Here is a 20,496-nt window from a genome sequence, read left to right as displayed (position 1 = left end):
GACGACAGCATGAGCCGCGAGATTTTCGACTGGGCCGATCCGTTCCGGCTGGTGGAGCAGCTGAGCGATGAAGAACGCATGGTGCTGGATACCGCGCATTCCTATGCGCAGGAGAAGCTTGCCCCCCGCGTGCTCGAAGCCTTCCGCCATGAAAAGACCGATCCGACGATCTTCCGCGAGATGGGCGAGCTCGGCCTGCTCGGACCGACGATTGCGCCGGAATATGGCGGCGCCGGCCTCGGCTATGTCGCCTATGGCCTGATCGCCCGCGAAGTGGAACGCGTCGACAGCGGCTATCGCTCGATGATGAGCGTGCAGTCCTCGCTGGTCATGGTGCCGATCGATGCTTTCGGGTCTGAGGCGCAGAAGCAGAAATATCTGCCGAAGCTTGCCACTGGCGAATGGATCGGCTGCTTCGGCCTCACCGAGCCGAACCATGGCTCCGACCCCGGCTCGATGGTGACGCGGGCAAAGAAGGTCGATGGCGGCTATAGCCTCACCGGCGCCAAGACCTGGATCTCCAACGCACCGATCGCCGATGTCTTCGTCGTCTGGGCAAAGACCGAGGACGGCATCATCCGTGGCTTCATCCTTGAAAAGGGCTGGAAGGGACTGTCGGCACCCGCCATCCACGGCAAGGTGGGCTTGCGCGCCTCGATCACGGGCGAAGTGGTCATGGAGAATGTCTTCGTGCCGGAGGAAAACCTGCTGCCGAACGTTTCTGGCTTGAAGGGTCCGTTTACCTGCCTGAACTCCGCCCGCTTCGGCATTGCCTGGGGCGCATTGGGTGCGGCCGAGGATTGCTATGCCAAGGCGCGGCAATATGTGCTCGACCGCAAGCAGTTCGACCGGCCGCTTGCCGCCAACCAGCTGATCCAGAAGAAGCTCGCCGACATGGTGACCGAGATCACCCTTGGCCTGCAGGGCTGCCTGCGTCTCGGCCGCATGAAGGAAGACGGCCATCCGCCTGTCGAACTGACGTCGATCCTCAAGCGCAACAGCTGCGGCAAGGCGCTCGACATTGCCCGCGCAGCGCGCGACATGCTCGGCGGCAACGGCATTTCCGACGAGTTCGGCGTTGCCCGCCACCTCGTCAACCTCGAGGTGGTCAACACCTACGAGGGAACCCACGACATCCACGCCCTCATCCTCGGCCGCGCCATCACTGGCATCGCCGCTTTTGCGAATTGAGGCCGGCTTTGCGGTCACGATTGACCTGAAAAAGGAGATGCTGTCCAGCGATGGCATTTCCTGCCGGTCTATTTCTCCGTCGCGTTCGATGATTTGTCATCATGATAGTTCAGGATGCGGCGCAGCAGATAAAGCAGGGCCACTCGTTCGGCGGGATTGAGGTCGGCCATCGTCAACTCGCTGATGAGGCGGGCGGCCGGTATCATTTCCTCCAACAGGTGCTCGGCGGCCGGCGTCAGGGACATGATGATCTTGCGTCCGTCCTGCTCATCCCCGGAAGTCGTGATTAGGCCTCGTGCGGACAGTCGTTCGATGATGCCCCTGATCGTGCCCTGATCGACGGCCGTGGCCTTGACGAGTTCGGTCTGGGAACTTGGCCCATGATCGCGCAGCGCACAGAGGGTGACGAATTGCACTGAGGTCAGATTGGGATCGGAGGCGTTTTCCTGGAAGATGGAGAGATGACGTTGATACACTCTGCGCAACAGGTGGCCCACCTGCTGCGTGACATCATAGTCGTCCGTATCCGGCCTATCGTGCTTCACATCAGCCATCCGCTGCCAAGATTAGTGTGTACACGCGAATTTCCACGTTCTTCGAACGATTGGCAAGCTGGAAATACGGGATTTTCGCGCAATTTGCCTAAAAAATGCACAGAGAAAGATCTTGCATTTATAGTGAACACACCAGATCATACCTTCAGGCGACAAGCTATGGATCGCGATTGCACGCGCTCGAAATTCGATGCCGCCGATGACGTGCCGTAATAACAAGAATCAAAACAGATCAATCCAGAGAGGACGGAAATGAGAGGACTTTTTGCGATTATGGGTACGGCCCTTTGTCTGGCGGCCGGGACACAAGCGATGGCCGGTGAGATCAAGGTCGGCGAGATCAACAGCTATTCTGCCCTTCCCGCGTTTACCGACCCTTACAAGAAGGGCTGGCAACTGGCGCTTGACGAGGTCAATGCGGCGGGCGGCATCAACGGCGACAAGCTCGTAATCATTTCCAAGGATGATGGCGGCAAGCCCGGCGACGCGCTGACGGCCGCAAACGAATTGGTCGCAAAGGAAGGGGTGGTGATGATCTCCGGCTCCTTCTTCTCGAATGTCGGCATGGCGGTTGCCGATTTCGCCAAGCAGAAGAAGGTTTTTTACCTGGCCGGAGAGCCTCTGACCGACGCGATGATCTGGTCGAAGGGGAACGACTATACTTTCCGGCTGCGCCCGCCAAACTACGTGCAGGCCGCCATGCTGGCGCAGGAAGCCGCCAAGCTGCCGGCGAAGCGCTGGGCGACCATCGCGCCAAACTATGAATACGGACAAAGCGCCGTGGCTGTGTTCAAGGAATTGCTCCAGAAGGCCCGACCCGATGTGGAGTTCGTCGGCGAGCAATGGCCGCCGCAAGGCAAGATCGATGCCGGCTCCGTGGCGCAGGCCATCGAGGCCGCCAAGCCGGATGCGATCCTCAATGTCGAGTTCGGCGCCGATCTGGTGAAGCTGGTGCGCGAGGGCACGACCCGCGATCTCTTCAAGGGCCGCTCGGTCGTTTCCTTCCTGACCGGCGAGCCGGAATATCTCGATCCGCTGAAGACAGATACGCCGGAAGGGTGGATCGTGACGGGCTACCCCTGGTATTCCGTCGACACATCAGCGCACAAGGCCTTTCTCGACGCTTACCAGAAGCGCTACAACGACTATCCTCGCCTGGGCTCGGTGGTCGGCTATTCGCTGGTCAAGTCGATGGCCGCCATTCTGACCAAGGCCAAGTCGACCGACACGGACGCGCTGATTGCCGCCGCCAAGGGTATTTCGGTCGACACGCCGTTTGGCCCGATCACCTATCGTGCCGCGGATCATCAATCGACGCTCGGCGCCTTCATCGGCAAGACCGCCCTCAAGGATGGAAAAGGCGTGATGGTCGATTTCCAGTACCATAGCGGCAACGACTTCCTGCCGAGCGAGGCCGACGCCGCCAAGCTCCGCCCCTAGCGGAACCGTCAAAGGCCGGCGGTCGCGGCTTCATGCCCTTCCGCCGGCGAAACGGGCATGTATTCCGTCATAACGCATCGCGCCGGCATTCATTCCGTGGATCGAATGCCACCCTTGTTAAATGGGCAGGGAGCCTCCGTTGGACCTTTATCTTCTGCAGTTCCTGACCGGGCTTTCCAATGCCGCCTCGCTGTTCCTGGTCGCCTCCGGACTATCGCTGATCTTCGGCGTGACGCGCATCGTCAATTTCGCTCATGGCGCCTTCTACATGTTGGGCGCCTATCTGGCCTACAGCCTGACGACCCGTTGGGAAAGCGCCTTCGGCTTCTGGGCAGCACTGCTTGTCTCCGCCGCCATCGTCGCAGCCTGCGGTGCTCTGCTGGAAATCCTGCTGCTGCGCCGTATCTACCGTGCTCCCGAACTGTTGCAGCTTCTGGCCACATTCGGCGTTACGCTCGTCGTCGAGGACGGCGTGCGGCTGATCTGGGGACCGGAGGACCTCGTCGGGCCACGGGCACCCGGATTGTCCGGCGCCGTCCAGATTCTCGGCCGACCCTTTCCCGCCTATGATCTCGTGCTCATCGCTCTCGGACCCGCCGTTCTCGGCCTGCTGTGGCTGCTGCTGCACCGCTCGCGCTGGGGCATTCTGGTGCGCGCGGCTACCCAGGACCGCGACATGGTCAGCGCGCTCGGAGTGAACCAGAAATGGCTTTTCACCGGGGTCTTTGCTCTCGGCGTCTTCCTGGCAGCCTTCGGCGGCGGCCTGCAAATCCCGCGCGATGCCGTCACGCACTTCATGGATCTGTCCGTCATCACCGAGGTATTTGTCGTGGTGGTAATCGGCGGGCTGGGCAGCATCGGCGGCGCCTTCCTGGCCGCCATCGTCGTCTCCGAGCTGAACGCCTTCGGCATCCTGGTGTTTCCAGGCATTTCCCTCGTGCTGATGTTCGTGGTCATGGCGGTCGTCCTTGTCCTGCGTCCTTGGGGCTTCTTCGGCAAGCCCCTGCCCGCCTCCCGCGCCGGCTATGCGGCAAGGACGACGTGGCGGCCGCTTGGCCCACGCAGCCGTGCTACCGCCGGCATACTCATCCTCAGCGCGATCCTCTTGCCGCTGGTGCTCGGCAATTACGGCCTCGGTGTCGCCAGCGAAGTCCTGATCGCCGTTATCTTCGCCACCAGTCTTCAGTTCATGATGTCGGTGGGCGGGCTGGACTCCTTCGGCCATGCGGCGAGCCTCGGATTAGGTGCCTATGGGGCTGCGCTATCGGTCCAGTGGTTTGGCGCGCCGATGGAGCTTGCCGTCCTCATCGGGCCTGTTGTTGCAGCTGCCATATCCCTCGTCTCGGGTTGGTTCTGCGTCCGGCTGTCCAACATCTATTTTGCCATGCTCACCTTGGCCTTCGCGCAGATCTTCTGGTCGATCGCCTACCAGTGGGTCGACGTGACAGGTGGCGACAATGGCATCGTCGGCGTCTGGCCGTCCGAATGGGCAAGCGGACCCAAGGCCTTCTATTGGCTGACGCTCGTGGTGGCCGTCCTATCGGTCGGCTGTATCCGCTATCTGACCTTCGCGCCGTTCGGTCATGCCCTGAGGGCGCTTCGGGATTCACCGCAGCGCGCGGCGGCAACCGGCATTCCGCGCCGCACCGTCCAGCATACCGCATTCGTCGTGTCGGCCTTCTTTGCTGGCCTTGCCGGCTCGCTTCTGGCCTTTCAGAAGGGAAGCATCTTTCCTGAGGTGCTTGCTATTCCGATGTCGATCGACGGGCTCGTCATGGTCCTGCTCGGCGGTTTCGGTACGGTATCGGGCGGCATCGTCGGTGCAATCGTCTACAAGACCGCCTCGATCTGGCTGATGAGCAATACCGATCTCTCCCGCATGATCCTCGGCGGCCTCATCATTCTCCTGGTCGTCGCATTTCCGGAAGGGATCGTCGGGACGCTGGGCCGAATATTGGGGACTCGCAAGCAACGGCTCCAGATCCTGCCGCAAACCCTTTCGCAACCGGCCGCCAAAATGGGGGATGCGCCATGACCCCACCGCTTCTGTCGGTATCGCATCTAAGCAAGAGTTATCAGGGCGTCAAAGCGGTCACCGACGTCTCCTTTTCGCTTACCCGTGGTGAACTGATGGCGCTTATCGGCCCGAACGGCGCCGGGAAAAGCACCTGCTTCAACATGCTGAACGGCCAGATCAAGCCCGATGCCGGATCGGCGGTCCTCGATGGGGTCAAGACATCGGGCCTCTCGCCTGCCAGGATCTTCCGCCTCGGCGTCGGCCGTACGTTCCAGATCGCGGAAGTCTACCTGTCCATGACGGTTCGCGAGAATGTGCAGGTGGCGATCCTGTCCCATGCCGGACATCTTTCCGGTTGGACCGGCTTCTTCGGGCGGCTGGACCGCAAATTTCGCCGCGAGGCCGAAGAACTGATCGGCCTGATCGGTCTTGGCGACCAGGCCGATCGCGCCTGTCGCGAGCTTCCTTACGGCGACGTCAAGCGCCTCGAGCTTGCCATCGCGCTGGCCGGCGATCCGAAGCTGCTGCTGATGGATGAGCCGGCCGCCGGAATGGCCCCGCGGGAGCGCATCGAGCTGATGAAACTGACCGCCAGGATTGTCGAGGAAAGACAGATCGGCGTTCTCTTCACCGAGCATGATATGGATATCGTCTTCGAGCATGCGTCGCGGATTCTAGTGCTCAATCGCGGCACGATCATCGCGGAAGGAGCCCCAGAGGCGATCCGGGCCAATCCCGACGTCCAAGCCGTCTATCTCGGCTCCGGCTTGCTTTACGCCAACAGATCGGAGGGCTGATGCTGGAAGTATCCCGTCTCAATAGCTGGTACGGACCCGCCCATATCCTGTTCGACGTGGAATTGCAGGTCGCGGAGGGCGAGGTGATCGCCCTGCTTGGCCGCAACGGCGCCGGCAAATCGACAACCTTCAAATCGATCATGAGCCTTCTCCTGTCGAAACAGGGGGAGATCCGGTTTCGAGGAGAGGATATTTCCAGGCTTCCTCCGTTCGACATCGCCCGCCGGGGGCTCGGCTATGTGCCGGAAGACCGGCGCATCTTCACCACCCTCACGGTGGAGGAGAATCTCGAAGTCGGACGACAGGCGGGCCGAGACCAGCGCGCGGTGTGGACGCCCGAGCGCATCTACGAGATCTTCCCGAACCTCGGCAACATGCGCAGGAGACCGGCCGGCAACATGAGCGGCGGCGAGCAGCAGATGCTGACAATCGGCCGAACCCTCATGGGCAATCCCCATCTGATCCTGCTTGACGAACCATCCGAAGGGCTGGCGCCCAAGATCGTCGAGCAGATGGCCGATGCGATCCTCACGATGAAGCGCGAGGGACTGTCCATCCTCTTGTCGGAACAGAACCTGCATTTCGCCCGGCTGATATCCGACCGCGCCTATATTCTGGAAAAAGGCGCAATCCGATATTCCGGCACCATTGTAGAACTCGAAAGCCGGGAGGATATCCGGCAGGCCTATCTCGCAATGTAATGGGCGAATGCGGGTCGAAAGAGAGGATCCGGCGCGCGTCTCAACGAAGGTTGAGCAACTCGCGTGCGCGAATGAGCTCACGGGCTCTTTGGACCTCGCCGTTCGCGATCCAGATCTGAGCGAGTTGCAATGCTGCTCTCAATTCATATGAAAGTGCCGATTGCTTCCGGGCCAAGATCCATCGATCTCATAAGGCCGGCCTGTGGTGTGCTCACGCCGATCATGGCCGCCGTATTGTCTCGGCAAGCCCACCGGCGGCAAGGCGTCGGATCATTCCAGGCGTTAAGCATCAGGCCCCACAAAGGCCTGAACAATCGACCGAGATGCGCGCATCTGCCGTTTCGAAAACGAGAGAGAATGCGCCGGGGCTTTCGCTCAATAGACGTTTACAGCATTTCGTTTCGCTGTTTTCCGCCGCCCGCGCCCACATCGTCTGAAACCGTCAGCACCGGACTTAACGCGCTTGTCATTCAAACACGCTGACAACACCGCCCGCGGGAAAGGGATATCTCAAGCACGAGAAAGTCATTTCCTCGACAGCCGAAACATCCGTCACTCGATCTCCGCTAGCGAGCGGAAGCTCTTGCCTTCTTGGGGCTCGAAATACCGCTTTCCCGCTCAAGCTTTTTGCGAGCGAGTTTGCGGACACGCCTGATACCCTCAGCCTTTTCGCGAGCACGCTTTTCGGAGGGCTTTTCAAAACGCTCCCGAAGTCGGGCCTCGCGGAAAACGCCCTCGCGCTGCAACTTCTTTTTCAAAAAACGGAGCGCTTGCTCAACGTTGTTGTCACGTACCAAAACCTGCATTCTAAACTCCTAGGATCACTCACGCGCCTCATTAGATCTATGTGCCTTGATGATCAAGGCCTGGAAGACAGTTTGCCTAGATTCTCTGTCGCCACTGATTTCATGCGCATGATCGCGAATGGGGCTAGAGGTAAGCTCCGAAGGCGATTAGTGGGTCAGAAGTTCATATCCTTTCGAGAGCAAAGGCCGCCAAAACCCACCTGACGATGGTTCCTGTCATTGGCAGCGGGCTTGGCTCAAGTCAATGATCAATACCGACAATTCATCAGGCGCAGCCTTACGAACCGGCAGACTGCGCTTTCAGTCGTGGGTTGGACATCGAAGAGCAACGGCTTGCCCTTTATCTCTGCTTTCCGCTCAACGAAACGCTCTCCGGCAGCTTGGTTTCCGCGATGAATTTCCAGCCCCAATCCGATCGATGCAAGCAGGGTGCGGCCGGGGTCTGCGCGTCGGTGGGGACGATCACCCTTCTGGACCAACGGAGCTTGTCGTGAGGCTCCGTTCAGATGGCTAGCGCATATGGCGGCTGCTCCGCTCGCAGATTCTCCAGTGTCCGCGCGATGCCCTCTTCCAGACTGACCAGCGGCTTCAGTCCGTAGGAGCGTTGCAGCACCGTATCACCGCAGCGGTAGAAAACACCTTCGGGATGGTTCGATCGGCCTGTGACGACCGGCTGCCAGCCGATCTGCCGACTGATGATCTCCGCCAATTCGATGAAGGACATGGCAATGCCGGTCGAGAGATTGAGGCTGGCGCCATCTGGAAGCAAGTCCTTCGTCTGCCAGATGAATTCGATGCAATCGGAAATATGAATGAAATCGCGGCACTGACGGCCTGTGCCCCAAACGAAAACCTCTGCCGCACCTTTTTCCGCAAGCAGCCGGCGACAGATCGCCGGGAAAGGATAGGCCAAATCCTGACCCTCGCCGTAGCCACTGAACGGTCTGTAGGCGATGGCCCGTTGGCCGTAGCGCTCGACATAGAGCTTCATCAGATATTCGCCGGTCAGTTTCGCCCAGCCATAACTGAGGTCGGGCATGCCGACAGAGGTATCGAAATTGATCATGTCCTCCGACAGCAGCCAATGATTTTCGACCGTCTGAAGTGACACTGGATAGGCTGCGCTGGAGCTGAAGAATACCACGGTGCCAGGCTTGGCGCGTGAGGCCCACTGCCATAGCTTCGCATCGACAGCCAGATCCTCGGCGACATCGAGCGCCCGTGTCTCCAGCGTCACGCGGCCGCCGACCAGCGCGGCTAGATGGAAGACATAGTCAAAATGCTCGGGCGCGCGGGCAAAGAAAGTGCGACAATCCTCCTGGAGAAAGGTGAAGCGGGAGCGCGTAAAACACTGCCACAGATCAGCATGAAGCGCGCCCGTCCCCATGACCAGCGGATCGACGCAGACGACATCCAGCCCTTCGGCAAGAAGTCGTCGGATAAGATGTCGGCCAACGAAACCGCAGCCGCCCGTCACCAAAGCACGTGCCATTGTCCCCCCCACTAATGCGCAAGAAAATCGCTGCGCCCCATATAGATGTCCACCATTCGGCGTCCCCATTCCGCTCTGCTCGGCGCGATGCGTTGGCCAAGGGCAAACGCACCCTCGCTCAGCCTCCGCATCAGGTTGTCGTCATCGGTCGCCGCCAATTTCTCGGCCAGCGAATCCGCATCGCCGCTCTCGAAGACCAGACCGGCGCCGTTGTTCTCGACTTCCGTCGCAATCAGTGCATTGCTGCTGACAATGACCGGTATGCCGGACATCAACGCTTCGGCCGCGACCAGACCGTAAGGCTCGGGCATGCGCGACGGCATGACGAAAACGCGCGCTTCACCCGCGAGCCTCGCTACCTCCTCATCGCTCAGCCAGCCGGGCACGAAGCAATGCGGCAACGCGTGCTGCATCTCCTCAAGCAACGGTCCGCGCCCGATGAGCGTCGCCGTCCTTCCCGTTTTGTTGAGCGCATCCGCCAGCGTCCGCACCCCCTTTTCCCAGCACATGCGGCCGAGAAAAACGGTGCGGTGGTTGCGCCACGCTTCTACCGGTCCGGGCGTCAATGGCTCCGTGGGCGTGCGCAGCGTCGTGAAATGTCGTAAAGGACCGGAGCGGAGATGCGCCTCCATGTTTTCATGCGCCAGCACGATGCCGATGCGACCCCAGAATTCCTCGCCGACGCCCCGCTGGGTCAAGGTTCGGCGGAAACGCCAGAGCTTATGGAAATAATTGCGCTTGTCGCAATTGGTTGTCAGACATGCGGCGGACAGCGGCTTGATATGGCAGACTTCGCCGCTATGGAAATTAATGAGACCCCCGTTGGGGCAATTCAGGAAAAAATCATGCGCCGTGACGATGACTTTGGCCTCATGCTTGGCAAGCGCGTAGAAGATCGACGGCGACAGGATCTGCGACCAGCCATGCACATGCACGACGGTCTCCTCCTCCGATTCCTTAAGCAACCCCTCCAAGGCCTCATAGGCGCGCCAATTGTAGTTCTTCGCGAAGACATCGGTGAAAGTCGGACCTTCCCGAAGGGGACGCTCGCCAAGCGCAACTGTCCGGATGCCAGCAAACCGCGACTTGAGGCCTTCGCCATCATCGCCGACCAGTATGGCGCAAGTCAGACCCGCATCCCTGCTTGCCTCAAGACACTGCAACGCCACCTTGGTCGCGCCGCCGCGAACGGTTGAAACATCATTGACGAGTATGAGACGCATAAGATTAGAAACTCGCCCCCTTGTGTCTTCGGGCCGGACGAAAGAAATTGGTCTCTTCTGTCACACGCCTGACACATATAAAGCGGTCTAACGCAGCGGCATTTCAATTCATCCATTCGCACGAAGGCATCCCGCTTTCAGATTGAATCGACAGGATCCTATAGATTCAAAGGACTAGAACGCTTTTTGCGCGTGCATAATATGGTCGTTACTCTAGGGTAGGTTGATTGAGCCGATGCTGAAAATAGCAGCATCGATTGACATCCGACGCGAGGCACCGGCAGCGCATTCGAGCTTTGAGGAGTCCCCCGCCGGTTCGGATCGGGCGCCGTAGGGTTAAGATAGCGCTTTTTCTATCCAGCACAGCGCTTCAATTGTAACCGGGAGGTGAAAGCGGCTTCGACACCCCTTACCCAAAATCGAGAACGTAGGGCACGTTGGGTGGCAACGTTTCACGAAAGAAGTGTGTAAGAGGATCCATTCTCAAAACCCCTTGCGGCGTCGAGGATTTCGAACTCGGCCGAATCATGATCCAAACTCTGAATGACCAAGAGGCCGTACCTCGCTATTTTACGGACAGCTTAGAATGTATCGGATTTCAGGACTTGCCGCGTTTCTCTGCTTCAACCTTCTGACCTCGCCAGCTTGGTGTCTTGATTGCGCAAACGCCAAACAACCGGTTGATCGACTTATTTGCAACAACCCGTCACTTCGAAAAGCGGACACGGAAATGAGCAAGGCGTATTTTGATCTCCTGAGAAGCGTCAAGGACCCGGAAATTCACCAAGCACTTGTCTCCAGCCAGCAACGATGGGTAGGTCTTCGATACATCGAAGGATCACGATTACAACCAGACGAGCGCAAGCAGGAAATCAATTTGCTGCGGGACGACACCGCGCAGAGAACAAGGAATCTCGCGATGAAAGGAGGAGTTCCGGAAAGCTCAGCGCTCGTGGCGAATGCGGTTGCCCAACAGCGTTATGTCTCCCGCTTTTCTGGCGGCCCGTATTCCGGCTATTGGACCGAGTGCGATTTCATTCCATCTGGTGAAGACAGCCACGATTACGAGTGTTTCGGTGTAAAAGCGATCCAAAACGCAGCACGGGTCTGCAGCGACTATACTTATTGGGCTTCAGGTCGATATTACGATTTCAGCAAAGTTGCCAACGTATCGAACGGCAAGTTGGTCACGGTGGCGGGATGTGGTGGAGAGGATGCGCAGTGCCCCGACGATGCGGCCGCTGGCCTCGATAAAGGCAAGACGGGTTGGGACTTCCATGTCGATGAGCATGACGACAGGTATAACCCAGATCTTAGCCATTCACCGGTTTTCCGCATCGATCCGGATTTTAAGGATGAGGACGATATCTCGGGAATTGCGCCTGACTGGATGACACAATGCCTGGCCGATCCGGACTTTCCCCCTCGCTCCCTGGAAAGCCCCGCCACGGCCCAGTAGCATCGCCTTCCCGATGCTTAACTAGGTCGCCAAAGGCGGTGATGCTTCCTGGCCGTATGTGGGGCCGATGTAGATCGCTGCCCCTTGCGGGTTTGTACGGACGTTCCCACCCAATCTGCCCCACTTATCCAAAATCGACACCGAGTTTTCCAGATACTCAGCGTATCAACCATATGAATCAAACATAGAGTTTCCGGATATTGAAATTAAACCACCATTAGCTTCCGTCATCCATACAGCCCCCAACCGCGCCGATCACTATCGATAGGTACCAGCTGTCGGCACCTAGCCCCTAACAGTGCCTCCGATAGCAGAGCGGATCGTGAGATCCATGGAGTTCGCGCGTTGCTGACCGCTTCCCTGCAACGAACACAGCAGGCAGCCAAAGCGTCGCGATAGAAGGGGTCAATTCGCCTGGAGTTTCTTCACGGCTTCGAGATCTTCGTGCGTTACGAATTCACACGCAAGCAGTGTTTTGCCGGGAAAGGCCGCCGACTCGCGGGCTACGATCGACACGCCCCCCATTTCCCTGGTGGGCTGATCGGCCTTCACCAATGCACGCGCATACGACTTTGAAGCCGCCCCCAAAAGACTGCCAAGATTGTCCGATTTCAGATGATAAGTCTTGGCGAGTTCATCCGCCCGCAAGCCTTCGATCAGCACGCCGATGCTCGAGCCGGCGAAAATGAGTTCATTTGTCTTGAAGCCCTGCTTGCCGAAGTCCGCGGACAATTTATAAACGGCAGCCGTCAGGAGAGATGTATCGGCCTTTGCGAGTTTTTCGGCCTCATTGTACATTTCCGTTGCCGAGGTTGTCGTGTACGGCGGCTTGCAGAGCGCGGCATCAAAGAAGGCTGACTTATCGAACGCCAGGGCAGACGAAGCAAGCGAGAGCGAGATAACAACACCCAGGGACAAGAACGCTTTCATATTCAAGATGCTTCTCTCCAGAAGATAGATAAGCCATTCAGCCTTTGGCTTTGCGGGTTGCGGCGCCATCTGTATCGCAACAGCAGCCACCAGCCAAGGCGGGTTTCGCAAGGGCAAGCTAGCCATGCCGATGTCTTCACATTTTTCGATGGAACATGTCGTCACTTGCGATGCAAACCGGCTCACCGACATCCGCGAGCATGCGATTGGGCCAACCTTGGCCCAGCGGCCGGCGGCGACGGAGTTCGCGAATTTGCGCGTCGAGCATTTCATGGACAAAGACCCCGCGCGGGATAAGCCACAGGATGGCACCTCCCCTGCCCCGCTTCCCATTCGAGAATCAACGTCGGCGGCACCGACTATCCCTGCCTGGATCGTCGCGAAAGCCTTTAGCACAGGAAGAGCACATCGGCGGGCATACCCTGCGGAAACACCATCCCTATCCAAATCGCCGTATCGGTTCGATCCCGGTGCGACAATGTGTGCTCTCCATCTCGCAACACATGAACCGACCACGATATTTAAAGCGTGAGAAGCGCGCGTGGCCATGGCTCGGCAAGCGCTATTAATATCGGCAGTTGGGGCGAGGCCCGTCAGTCCGGAAGGTGGGTTCGAAAGTGCCCCGGTCGACATGCTTGGCGTCGGCGGGCGGTGAGGCGCTCGGCAGGCGGGGATTCCGCGGTAAAGCTCCGGCAGCTCGCGCGACTTTGGAAAGAAAGACGCGCCGCGTACACAATACCCTTCGCGGCTAGGTGCAAGCTATCCGCCAAACTATAAAAATCCTGTTAACGCAAAAGCTTGCAGCGCGCTTTGCGCTTCCATATATGGTCATTGGCTTTGCATGGTGGCCATGTTCGAGAGCAAGCTTGTTCGCCGCCCCGTCAAAATCACTTCACAATCGATCCGTAATGGATTTCGATACAAAGGAGCGATTTCATGGAAGAACCCTGGACGATCAGTCGAGACCCGATTGTTGCAACGGAGCTCGACGTTAGAAAAGCAAAGGCGATTAACGCCCTCCTGGTCCGTCCGATCGATATCTTGCCTTCCAAACCCGGCGAGATCATTCGTCCTTTTGCGCTTGGTCTCTGGAACGAGATTCGCCCGCTTCTGAAGCCCGACACCCCGGTCATGGCGCTCCGCCGCGCCACGAGTGCATTTCTCCACTCGAAGCAATATTACTTTGCAAGCGCCCAACCCGACTCGATGCGCCACGATATCGACGGCAACCCGATCGAGCCGCTGTCGCCGGAAGACAGGCTTGCTGCGAGGCAGCGCCTCACGACGTTGAAACAGACGCCCGTCAAAACAGCCGAACCTCAGGAGCAACCCGCTCCGCCGCCGCCAGCGTTGAGCAAATCGGAACTGATCCGCGCCGCACTTCTTCGCAGTGGCAAGCGCTCCGATCGCCTAGTGCGCTAGCACGCATCGCCATCCGCGCTGACATCGTCAGCCCCACCCTGAATTCCTTCTCGCGTACCTCCCAGTGGATAGCCGCAGGGAGGTTTTGCGTTTCTTTGGTATGTAGGCGCTAGCGATTGAGACCTCATTCACCTGCCAATCGATCAATCCCTTTTGCACCTTTGGAACAGTCAAAGGAACGAAGCGCTGCTCAGCCAATAAGTCTCTTCGCTGCGGTCGTTTTTCCAAACGCGGATCAGGTAGTCCGCGGACAATCGGCTGCGCTCTGCCGGGACGCCACAGCTGAAAATATCTGAACACTCGCCGACCCGACAAATCCTCGCGCCCTGCCAAGCACCCATCGACCGGAAGTAGTCCGCGGACTACTTCCGGTCGATGGGGCTCTGCCCAATGGGCCTGCCCGGCTTGATGAAACACAGAGCAAACCGGATGCTGCCAGGCATAGAATCTGTCTCAAGGAACGGGCTTGAGCATGCCGAATGAGTAAAAAACCGCCAAAAGTCGCTATTTGTTTAAGCAATTGTAAAACTGCAACGAATCGGGGCATATTGTAACTGCGTAGTTAAGCAGCTTTCTGTAACAATTGCGCAGTTAATTGGGAAAACCGCCATGCAGCCGAGTCTCGTACTCCAAGACGACCAAGAGCATCTTCCGACGCTTCTGGCAACAGACGCGCTGGAGCTGTCTTACCAGCTCCAGCAACACCAGGCAAAACTCTTTCCGCCTCAGTCGCAAAAGACGATGCGGACATTTTCGCCGGCTGAAGCTGCCGCCTTTATCGGCATTGGAGAAGGCTATCTTCGCCAGATCGCTGCCGATGGCCATGGACCGGATCCGCTTGCAAATGGACGCCGGCTTTATACCGCCGAGGATATGGATCGAATCCGTAAAGTTCTCGATGAACGGAACGGCACCCCGAAATATGTGCCCTGGCGCCGGGGAGCGGAAAAACTCCAGATCATCTCGGTGATGAATTTCAAGGGCGGTTCCGGCAAGACGACGACAGCCGCCCATCTCGCGCAATATCTGGCGCTGAGAGGCTATCGAGTGCTGGCCATCGATCTCGACCCGCAGGCTTCGCTCTCAGCGTTGTTCGGACATCAGCCTGAGCTCGATGTCGGCGAAGGCGAGACGCTTTATGGCGCCATTCGCTACGAGGAGCCCCGGCCGATTGCCGACATCGTTCGGTCGACCTATACGCCGAACCTGCACCTGATCCCCGGCAATCTCGAACTCATGGAGTTCGAGCACGAAACACCGCGAGCAATGGCGGCTGGCAGAGCCGAGACGATGTTCTTCGCGCGCATCGGCGAGGCTCTAACCGAAATCGAAAGCTTCTACGATGTCGTGGTCATTGATTGCCCGCCGCAGCTCGGTTTTCTGACAATGTCGGCGCTCTGCGCCGCGACGTCGATATTGATTACCGTTCATCCGCAGATGCTCGACGTGATGTCCATGTCTCAGTTCCTGACCATGACAAGCGAACTCATGACCGTCGTCGAAAGGGCAGGCGGGCGTACCAGCTACGACTGGATGCGCTATCTCGTCACCCGCTTTGAGCCCAATGACGGGCCGCAAAGCCAGATGACCGGCTTCATGAAGGCGATCTTCGGCAATCGCATGCTCCACAACGCCATGGTCAAATCGACGGCTGTCGCCGATGCCGGCGTCACGAAACAAACCCTTTACGAAGTCGAACGAGCCCAGTTCACAAGGGGCACCTACGACCGCGCTCTGGATTCCCTCAATCTCGTGAACGGCGAGATCGAGACGCACATCCGTTCAACATGGGGAAGGAAATAGATAGATGGCGCGCAAGAATCTGATTGAGATTTCAGCTCCGAATACGGGGCGCGCCGATGCCGTTGCAGCGAAAGACAATCGCCCCATCGCCGGCTTCCTGCCGCAGCAGAGAAGCGGCGGTCCGGTGGGCGGCATCACCAGGACGCTCGGAAACATCACGGAAAAGATGGAGCGGGCCAGCGACCTCGAACGGCAGCTGGCGGAGGGTCAAACGATCATTGATATCGATCCTGACCTTATCGACGGATCGTTCGTCACCGATCGCCTTGAGGTAGATCCTGTTGAACTTGGCCAACTTGTGGAGCAGATCCGCGAACACGGCCAGCAGGTTCCCATCCTCGTGCGCCCGCATCTGGAAGCCAAGGGACGTTATCAGGTCGCATACGGGCATCGCCGGCTGGCCGCAACAAAGGCGCTCGGCATCAAGGTGCGCGCCGTCGTGCGGCAGCTCACCGACGATCAGCTTGTCGTGAGCCAGGGCCAGGAAAACAGTGCGCGCACGAACCTGTCCTATGTTGAGCGCGCTTTGTTTGCGCTGCGGCTCGAGCAGCGCGGTTTTGGCAGGGATATCATCATGGCCGCGCTGGGCGTGGACAAGGCCGCGCTTTCCAAGATGCTGATCGTTACCAGGCAGGTGCCTTTGGCACTTATCAGCGCGATCGGACCAGCTCCCGAGATTGGCCGGCGACGGTGGCTGGAGCTCGGAGAACGTCTCGAAAGCGTTGCATCTGAACCGATCGTCGCCGAGTTGTCCGCGGACAACTGCCGAAAGCTATCGAGCGATGAACGCTTCCAGCAGGCAATGGCGCTGGTTATCAGCAAGCCTGTGTCTGCCAAGCCACCGGCGGCACCATCAGAGATAGCCGGCGTGCCTGTCACGCTTAAGAGAACACCGGCGCGGGCAACCTTCGTCTTCGACAGCAAGGCCGCACCCGGTTTCGATCAATTCGTACAGGAGAGGCTACAGGCTCTCTTCAATGAGTTTCAGCAAGGAAAGGAAACGTAACCGCAAAAGAAAAAGGCCCCCAAACGACGCCGTCGTGGAAGCCCTTCTCTGATCTTAAGCAAATCAAGAATCGCATTTCCCCGAATCACAGTCAAGAGTCTTTGGCATCGTTTTGATGAGCGGATTTCTTTTGCCTCAACGTAGGTGAAGGAAAAATGGAAGCTGAATACGTAACGACGCCTTTCGGGCGGCGGTCGATGACGCTTGGCATGTTGTTAGCTCAGAAAAGAGCCTGCAATGTCGAGCCCACCAAGTCCGCCGACAAATGGAAAATCTATCGCGCGCTCTGCGAAGCCAAGCCCCTGCTCGGCATAACGGATAGAGCGCTTGCCGTTCTCAATGCGCTCTTGAGCTTCTACCCGAAGAATGAGCTTTCGGATGAAGCCGGTCTGGTCGTGTTCCCTTCGAATGCGCAATTGTCTCTGCGCGCCCATGGCATGGCCGAGCAAACGATCCGACGTCACCTCGCTGCGCTCATCGATGCCGGCCTCCTCGTGCGCAGGGACAGCCCCAATGGCAAGCGCTATGCCCGCAGAAGCAGGGCAGGGGACGTCAATGAGGCCTACGGCTTCTCACTGGCGCCTCTTCTCCATCGTTCCGAGGAGATCGAACATCTCGCTGCCGCAGTCGTCGCCGAGCGGCTCCACACCCAGGGTCTACGCGAACGCATCAGCCTCTACAGACGCGACATCACAAAGCTGATCCAGACGGCGCTCATCGAGCAGGTCGACGGCGACTGGGAAGCCGCACATTCCAGCTTTCGCGACCTCATCGAGAGCCTTCCGCGCTCGCCCAGCACAGCAGAATTGGAAGCCCTGCTCCAAAAGCTTGGCCCTCTGCACGGCGAAATCGTCAACCGATTGGAAAAACACGTAAAAGCAATAGAACTAGGCGGCAATCCCTATCAAAATGAGCGCCACATACAGAATTCAGACTCCGAATCCTCAACTGAATCTGAAGCACCACAAGCCGCTCGCACAAACGAACCCGATACACAGCCGCAACCAGCCTCCACCAGGGCTGCCGCCCCCACTGCCGTTCGCCAAACAAGACCCCAAATGCCCCCACGCCATGGTTCTGAAAGCCTAGGCGTCGCTTGTACTGAGTTGAAATCATTTCCGCTCGACCTCGTTCTACGAGCCTGCCCCGAAATTGCCGCCTATAGTCCGGCCGGACAGATCAACGGCTGGCGCGATTTGCTGGCCGCCTCTGTGATCGTGAAATCGATGCTTGATATCAGCCCTACCGCCCATCAGGAGGCATGTACCGTCATGGGGCTTGAAAACACCGCCACCGTGATCGCCTGCATCCTCCAACGAGCTTCCCATATAAAGTCGGCTGGCGCCTATCTACGAGATTTGACGCGGCGAACGCAAAGAGGAGAGTTCGCGATCGGTCCTATGTTAATGAGCCTTCTACGCGCAAATGCAGCTTCAGCCACACAAAAGGTGGCTTAGCCATGCCCCGTCTTCAATGCCGCAAGTCTCTCCCCCGGCGGATCTGGGGATCCGTTTTCACACAAAGAGGGCACGCGAAATGTCTACCTGATCCGCGAAGTTGGTCAGCTCGACAGACAAGCCTGTATGGACTATGCGGACGTGGCGGTAAGAAAGGAAGTTATAGCTTCTACTTGGAGGATTTGTTTCAATAAAATCAATTGACTACCAAGTGGGCCAAATACAGTAGCAGAGACCAATTACGGGCGAGAAAGGCTACATGCACTGACCAATTCCTGCACTTTTATGCCGTTTTTGCCGGCAAATGTCCACACATTTTCAACTGCGAGCACATTGCCAACTATGACTCGCCCCCAAAACCAACCAGGATGTCAGGATGCAGAGAAAATCCATGCCTCAAGCACCGCGCGGTCGGTTCCGGGCAGTTCAGGAGCAGGAGAGGGAGGTCTGCTTGCGCATCGAAGCAGACGCATCTAATTGCCAGGTTCGCCACGGGACAAACGTCAGCGCTATTGGCAGATCGGTATTGGTCGGGACGGCGGCGCCGGGTGATCCTGTTTATACTGGGCGATGATCGGCTCCAGGGTTTCCTTTGGCCAAAATTTCGGAGCGCCGATTGCTTTCAGGCAGGAATCGTTCCAGTACAATCCAGCCTTCGATGGTGAACGACCGGCAGCCACGGCTTTGGCAACGGCGTTTATATCGGCTGACTCAGGATAGATGTAGAGCGTCGTCGGATTGTCCTTCACCATGGAGATGATCTGGCTCGCGTCCGACGCTGCCCAGCTCGTGCAGCCATCGCTGCGGCCGCCGGCATACTCGACCAGCTTTCCAAGGGGGACGTATCCGTCACGGTTGGCATAGGGGCTTTGCGGATCTTTCTTCATGCATATGCCGGCCACCTTTGCAGCTGCATGTCCTCCGATCGCGCGTTGCCGCGCATTGGCGGTCTCGCCCTCGCCATCGAACTGGAGGAAGGTGCGAAGATATGCAGCATCCTTCGTCTGGGAAATTGGATAGTAGCCCTTGAAGGTCGTTTTCGTCTCCTCGGTCATGTAGGAGCCGCCGGCAGTTAGGTTCGAATCCATCGCATTGCCGAAGTTCCTGGCGCACATCCGCCCGTTGCCGAAATCCACGACGCCCTTCAAATCACGGCCGCTGCCGTGTCCGGACGAAACCACACGGAACGTCTGGGTGGCTTCACAGACGATATAGAAGCGGCCTCCCGATTTGCCATCGCCGGGATCGTTCGGGCGCGTGGCATCCATAACAAAGTAGCAGGGATTCCTGACCTTGCCTTCGCTCACCTTTCGCATGTAAAGCGCGCGCGCCCTCTGCAGGATCGGTTGCGCGATTTGGCCGTCACCTTCGCCCACATAGGCGCTCAACCATTCCGGAATGTCCGACTGTCGCTGCGCTGCGATTGATGGCGTCGATGCCGAGAAGGCGAGCAAGCAGAAGCCGAGTGATTTGGCAACGCTTCGAAGGGCAGTTCTCAACCGCACTGGATCAGATCTCCTGTTAAAACCTTTTGAACTTGCTTGTCTCGCCGCCGGCCAGAGGCAGCAGCGACGATCGAACCATTGCAGCCATCTCGCAGAGCCCAGGGCGCCATCGCCAGCTGCTTTCCCGCAAGTCCGGCCGCTATGACTTAAGATTCGGCATTCATAATTGTGCATCGCTTTGTTGAAGAGAGACCTAACAAGAATCGAAAATATCAGCGGTCATCACAGGCCCGTCATCAAATCTGCTCCGTGCATTTCCGTGCCACAATTCGTTGCCCAAAAAGGCGCAAATAAGACCAGCTGAATCCGGCAGACCACTTACGGCTGAAGGGCATCTTGCCTTAGGGTGGAGACTCAATCAAACCCACCATATGATGGTGGCAGCGATATAGCATGTAGCTGCGAAGTTGATGGCGAGCTTGTCATATCGTGTTGCGACGCGGCGCCAGTCCTTGAGACGGCAGAACATGCGTTCGATGATATTTCTTCGCTTATAGGCCTGCGGATCGAAAGGCTGGATGCGTTTGCGGGTTGGATTGTTTGGGATGACGGGGCAGGTTCCTCGCTGAATGAGGAAGCGGCGAAAGGCATCGCTGTCATAGCAGTATCGGCTGCGCATAAACGGCTGGGCGGCAGGGGTGCAAGCAGGTTGGCGGCGATGGGAGCGTCGCCACGTTGTCCGGGGGTTATTTC

At 58.2% G+C, this 20,496-nt stretch carries 17 protein-coding genes and 1 pseudogene; 11 read left to right on the top strand and 7 right to left on the bottom strand.

Annotated features, from left to right (window positions below):
- Positions 1–9 precede the first annotated feature (9 nt).
- Entirely contained in the window at positions 10–1,191 is a 1,182-nt protein-coding gene (locus tag GA0061101_RS25135) for an acyl-CoA dehydrogenase (protein ID WP_092575450.1), read from the top strand.
- A 68-nt stretch (positions 1,192–1,259) separates the two neighbouring features.
- Here the strand turns inward: GA0061101_RS25135 and GA0061101_RS25130 are convergent, their stop codons facing one another.
- Positions 1,260–1,745: a MarR family winged helix-turn-helix transcriptional regulator gene (locus tag GA0061101_RS25130; RefSeq protein WP_037193125.1), complete on the bottom strand. Its 486-nt coding sequence runs from the start codon at positions 1,743–1,745 to the stop codon at positions 1,260–1,262.
- A gap of 252 nt (positions 1,746–1,997) precedes the next feature.
- Here GA0061101_RS25130 and GA0061101_RS25125 point away from each other — a divergent pair, with 252 nt between their 5' ends.
- The 5 genes and pseudogenes from GA0061101_RS25125 to GA0061101_RS41140 form a co-directional block, all read left to right on the top strand.
- The gene (locus GA0061101_RS25125) at positions 1,998–3,185 is read left to right on the top strand and encodes an ABC transporter substrate-binding protein (RefSeq protein ID WP_047558570.1); all 1,188 of its coding nucleotides are present in this window, start codon (positions 1,998–2,000) and stop codon (positions 3,183–3,185) included.
- 139 nt (positions 3,186–3,324) lie between these two features.
- On the top strand, positions 3,325–5,220 hold the full coding sequence (locus GA0061101_RS25120) for an ABC transporter permease (protein ID WP_245297569.1): 1,896 nt from the start codon (positions 3,325–3,327) through the stop codon (positions 5,218–5,220).
- Positions 5,217–5,999: an ABC transporter ATP-binding protein gene (locus GA0061101_RS25115; protein ID WP_037193117.1), complete on the top strand. Its 783-nt coding sequence runs from the start codon at positions 5,217–5,219 to the stop codon at positions 5,997–5,999. Before GA0061101_RS25120 ends, GA0061101_RS25115 begins: the two co-directional genes overlap by 4 nt.
- Entirely contained in the window at positions 5,996–6,700 is a 705-nt protein-coding gene (locus GA0061101_RS25110) for an ABC transporter ATP-binding protein (RefSeq protein ID WP_376774253.1), read from the top strand. Before GA0061101_RS25115 ends, GA0061101_RS25110 begins: the two co-directional genes overlap by 4 nt.
- Before the next feature lie 254 nt (positions 6,701–6,954).
- Positions 6,955–7,122, top strand: a pseudogene (locus tag GA0061101_RS41140) (IS6 family transposase); the annotation flags it as partial.
- Positions 7,123–7,266: 144 nt separating this feature from the next.
- Here the strand turns inward: GA0061101_RS41140 and rpsU are convergent.
- From rpsU to GA0061101_RS25090, 3 genes are all read right to left on the bottom strand, one after another.
- Positions 7,267–7,506, bottom strand: a complete 240-nt coding sequence (gene rpsU, locus GA0061101_RS25105) for a 30S ribosomal protein S21 (protein WP_037193112.1) — start codon at positions 7,504–7,506, stop codon at positions 7,267–7,269.
- A gap of 502 nt (positions 7,507–8,008) precedes the next feature.
- The gene (locus GA0061101_RS25095; protein WP_092575442.1) at positions 8,009–8,998 is read right to left on the bottom strand and encodes an NAD-dependent epimerase/dehydratase family protein; all 990 of its coding nucleotides are present in this window, start codon (positions 8,996–8,998) and stop codon (positions 8,009–8,011) included.
- Between the two features lie 11 nt (positions 8,999–9,009).
- Positions 9,010–10,221 carry a glycosyltransferase family 4 protein gene (locus tag GA0061101_RS25090; RefSeq protein ID WP_092575440.1) on the bottom strand — a complete coding sequence of 404 codons (1,212 nt, stop codon included), beginning with the start codon at positions 10,219–10,221 and terminating at the stop codon, positions 9,010–9,012.
- Between the two features lie 586 nt (positions 10,222–10,807).
- Here GA0061101_RS25090 and GA0061101_RS25085 point away from each other — a divergent pair.
- Positions 10,808–11,680, top strand: coding sequence for a lysozyme inhibitor LprI family protein (locus GA0061101_RS25085; protein ID WP_113102917.1), 873 nt, complete (start codon positions 10,808–10,810; stop codon positions 11,678–11,680).
- Between the two features lie 405 nt (positions 11,681–12,085).
- Here GA0061101_RS25085 and GA0061101_RS25080 read toward each other — a convergent pair whose 3' ends face one another.
- Complete coding sequence (locus GA0061101_RS25080; protein ID WP_245297568.1) at positions 12,086–12,883, bottom strand: hypothetical protein; 798 nt, start codon at positions 12,881–12,883, stop codon at positions 12,086–12,088.
- 663 nt (positions 12,884–13,546) lie between these two features.
- On the opposite strand from GA0061101_RS25080, the gene GA0061101_RS25075 reads away from it, so the two are divergent.
- The 4 genes from GA0061101_RS25075 to repC all read left to right on the top strand — a co-directional run bounded on the left by GA0061101_RS25075 (position 13,547) and on the right by repC (position 18,298).
- Positions 13,547–14,032 (top strand): ProQ/FINO family protein, encoded by a 486-nt coding sequence (locus GA0061101_RS25075; protein ID WP_092575435.1) that lies wholly within the window; start codon positions 13,547–13,549, stop codon positions 14,030–14,032.
- 609 nt (positions 14,033–14,641) lie between these two features.
- Positions 14,642–15,835 (top strand): plasmid partitioning protein RepA, encoded by a 1,194-nt coding sequence (repA, locus tag GA0061101_RS25070; RefSeq protein WP_037193099.1) that lies wholly within the window; start codon positions 14,642–14,644, stop codon positions 15,833–15,835.
- Between the two features lie 4 nt (positions 15,836–15,839).
- Positions 15,840–16,841 (top strand): plasmid partitioning protein RepB, encoded by a 1,002-nt coding sequence (gene repB / locus GA0061101_RS25065; protein WP_092575432.1) that lies wholly within the window; start codon positions 15,840–15,842, stop codon positions 16,839–16,841.
- A gap of 155 nt (positions 16,842–16,996) precedes the next feature.
- Positions 16,997–18,298, top strand: coding sequence for a plasmid replication protein RepC (gene repC, locus GA0061101_RS25060; protein ID WP_092575430.1), 1,302 nt, complete (start codon positions 16,997–16,999; stop codon positions 18,296–18,298).
- A 509-nt stretch (positions 18,299–18,807) separates the two neighbouring features.
- Here repC and GA0061101_RS25055 read toward each other — a convergent pair.
- Positions 18,808–19,803 (bottom strand): hypothetical protein, encoded by a 996-nt coding sequence (locus GA0061101_RS25055; RefSeq protein WP_092575427.1) that lies wholly within the window; start codon positions 19,801–19,803, stop codon positions 18,808–18,810.
- A 358-nt stretch (positions 19,804–20,161) separates the two neighbouring features.
- A partial coding sequence (locus GA0061101_RS25050) for a transposase (protein WP_208865028.1) occupies positions 20,162–20,496 on the bottom strand: 335 nt, incomplete at its 5' end.

It is taken from the genome of Martinezella lusitana, from assembly GCF_900094565.1.
In the GTDB taxonomy this organism is placed as follows: Bacteria; Pseudomonadota; Alphaproteobacteria; order Rhizobiales; family Rhizobiaceae; genus Rhizobium; species Rhizobium lusitanum.
This window is presented reverse-complemented; position numbering and strand designations above follow the sequence as displayed.

Excerpts from the sequence above, each read along its gene's own strand:
- GA0061101_RS25135 (WP_092575450.1), top strand. The coding sequence starts at position 10 with ATGAGCCGCGAGATTTTCGACTGGGCCGATCCGTTCCGGCTGGTGGAG.
- GA0061101_RS25130 (WP_037193125.1), bottom strand. The coding sequence starts at position 1,745 with ATGGCTGATGTGAAGCACGATAGGCCGGATACGGACGACTATGATGTC.
- GA0061101_RS25125 (WP_047558570.1), top strand. The coding sequence starts at position 1,998 with ATGAGAGGACTTTTTGCGATTATGGGTACGGCCCTTTGTCTGGCGGCC.
- GA0061101_RS25115 (WP_037193117.1), top strand. The coding sequence starts at position 5,217 with ATGACCCCACCGCTTCTGTCGGTATCGCATCTAAGCAAGAGTTATCAG.
- rpsU (WP_037193112.1), bottom strand. The coding sequence starts at position 7,506 with ATGCAGGTTTTGGTACGTGACAACAACGTTGAGCAAGCGCTCCGTTTT.
- GA0061101_RS25095 (WP_092575442.1), bottom strand. The coding sequence starts at position 8,998 with ATGGCACGTGCTTTGGTGACGGGCGGCTGCGGTTTCGTTGGCCGACAT.
- GA0061101_RS25090 (WP_092575440.1), bottom strand. The coding sequence starts at position 10,221 with ATGCGTCTCATACTCGTCAATGATGTTTCAACCGTTCGCGGCGGCGCG.
- GA0061101_RS25085 (WP_113102917.1), top strand. The coding sequence starts at position 10,808 with ATGTATCGGATTTCAGGACTTGCCGCGTTTCTCTGCTTCAACCTTCTG.
- GA0061101_RS25080 (WP_245297568.1), bottom strand. The coding sequence starts at position 12,883 with ATGAAATGCTCGACGCGCAAATTCGCGAACTCCGTCGCCGCCGGCCGC.
- GA0061101_RS25075 (WP_092575435.1), top strand. The coding sequence starts at position 13,547 with ATGGAAGAACCCTGGACGATCAGTCGAGACCCGATTGTTGCAACGGAG.
- repA (WP_037193099.1), top strand. The coding sequence starts at position 14,642 with ATGCAGCCGAGTCTCGTACTCCAAGACGACCAAGAGCATCTTCCGACG.
- repB (WP_092575432.1), top strand. The coding sequence starts at position 15,840 with ATGGCGCGCAAGAATCTGATTGAGATTTCAGCTCCGAATACGGGGCGC.
- repC (WP_092575430.1), top strand. The coding sequence starts at position 16,997 with ATGGAAGCTGAATACGTAACGACGCCTTTCGGGCGGCGGTCGATGACG.